Raw genomic sequence first — 425 nt, 5'->3', positions numbered from 1 at the left:
AGCCTGTTATCCCCGGGGTAGCTTTTATCCGTTGAGCGATGGCCCTTCCATGCGGAACCACCGGATCACTAAGCCCGACTTTCGTCCCTGCTCGACTTGTAGGTCTCGCAGTCAAGCTCCCTTATGCCTTTGCACTCTACGAATGATTTCCAACCATTCTGAGGGAACCTTTGGGCGCCTCCGTTACACTTTAGGAGGCGACCGCCCCAGTCAAACTGCCCACCTGACACTGTCTCCCGGGTCGATAAGACCCGTAGGTTAGAATTTCAATACAGTCAGGGCGGTATCCCACCAGCGCCTCCACCGAAGCTAGCGCTCCGGTTTCAATGGCTCCCGCCTATCCTGTACAAACTGTACCAAAATTCAATATCAGGCTACAGTAAAGCTCCACGGGGTCTTTCCGTCCTGTCGCGGGTAACCTGCAT

General features: G+C 54.6%; 1 rRNA gene. It reads right to left on the bottom strand.

What is annotated here, in order from left to right:
• Positions 1–425 (bottom strand): 23S ribosomal RNA (locus tag ACTJK5_RS23025); the annotation flags it as partial.

The organism is Agrobacterium sp. 22094, from assembly GCF_052046015.1.
Classification (GTDB): Bacteria; Pseudomonadota; Alphaproteobacteria; order Rhizobiales; family Rhizobiaceae; genus Agrobacterium; species Agrobacterium cavarae.
The sequence above is the reverse complement of the archived record's forward strand: the minus strand, read 5'-3'. Positions and strand labels throughout refer to the sequence as shown.